The following is a 1364-nucleotide window of genomic DNA, read 5'->3' on the forward strand; positions in this document are numbered from 1 at the left end:
CCTTCCCCGTAGGTCCGCCCGCCTTTCCCATTGGGGCCGGGAAAGGAACTGCCCGCTTTAAAAAAATTTTCCGGGTTTAAAGATGGGGCCACTTGCTTTTTTTTCAGCTTCCTTTGCGACTTCTCGTACATCCGTCAAGTGATCCCTTTCTGTCCCTGCTTTTTTAGTGAAGAACGACAGAAATTTTTCTGTAAAAGGTACATAAAGACGCTCAAGCAAAGCTATTACAAGCATCCCAAGCACCAAAAACCCGCCATGAGCAAGGGCGTCAGACCATCCTGCTTTACCAAAGAAAAAAGCTACGCCCCAAGCGATAAAAAAAAGGCCATTTGTCCCGAAAAAAAGAAGTTTCAGAAAGCCTGGAAGCTCTTCGCCCTCTTTTTTGAAAGTCATCCACCCGTAAAAGATCATCCCTAAGATCAGCGCTAGGGCAAAGCGGAAAGGATGTGAGAAAAAGACTTCTAGAGCCTGAGATATCTCAGGGATGAAAAGCAAGATAAGGACAAAGACAGCAAGTAAGAGCCATTTCATATAGGTCTCATATATTTGGCACAGTGTATGGACACAGTCTATGATCAAAAAAAAATCATTTCAATAAAAATATTGTTATTTTTCAATGAATTAAAACATTGACCGAAAATAATATGAGTTTTTAAGCGGATGTAAATGCCATTTTTTAGGTGAAGCCAGTTGATGCCGTGACCGACCGCCCCAAGCGGTCGCAAGCTCCGAAGGAGTGCGAGCGAAAGCGAAGCAGCCTCGAAGCCCCAGCGAGAGAGGCCGTGGGGGAGCCGCAAGGAGTAAGCGTCGAGCAAGCGAAGCGAGCCGAGATCTTACTCCGCAGTGGGGGCAACGCCACCCCCGTCGAAGCGAAGCGCACGACCACCCTCTTTCGGTGAAGCAAGTCGGGGAGTTCTTTGCGTAGCGAAGAAGCTCCCCACTTGTCAGAAAGGGGGTGGTCGTGCGCCGCAGGCGCGCAGACGGGGGCTTCGGTGTAGGTAAGATCGCCCTAGCGATCTAGCCAACCCGTCCCGAACCCTTTCGGGCTAAAACCCAGCGATAGCGCAGGTTTTAGAGGGTAGCGTAGCGGTGGCGTTACCGTTTAAGTCACAAACTCAAGTCAATCAAGTGTGTCTGACTACTGTGTCTATCTACTGTGTCACCATTGTTTCAGTCTTTGGACACAGTATATTTTTCAAAAAAAATATTTAAGCGAGTGTCTACGAGCTGACACAAAGAAAATTTGCGCCTCGACCCTCTGAAAAACCGTTTTTAAAATATTTTGCATCTAGAAAATTTTTATTTTTTTCACTGGCCTTTGTGTCTAGACGAGCGAAGCGAGCATAAAGCTTCTGAGCGTAGCG

At 47.2% G+C, this 1364-nt stretch carries 1 protein-coding gene; it reads right to left on the reverse strand.

Features of this window, described 5'->3' with window-relative positions; translation table 11 throughout:
* Positions 1–57: 57 nt before the first annotated feature.
* Positions 58–531, reverse strand: a complete 474-nt coding sequence (locus tag FTV31_RS16895) for a hypothetical protein (protein ID WP_180015793.1) — start codon at positions 529–531, stop codon at positions 58–60.
* Positions 532–1364 lie beyond the last annotated feature (833 nt).

Source organism: Acinetobacter sp. YH16031 (assembly GCF_013417335.1).
GTDB lineage: Bacteria > Pseudomonadota > Gammaproteobacteria > Pseudomonadales > Moraxellaceae > Acinetobacter.

Bases quoted from the DNA above. Each gene is read 5' to 3' on its own strand.
- FTV31_RS16895 (WP_180015793.1), bottom strand. From the start codon at position 531: ATGAAATGGCTCTTACTTGCTGTCTTTGTCCTTATCTTGCTTTTCATC.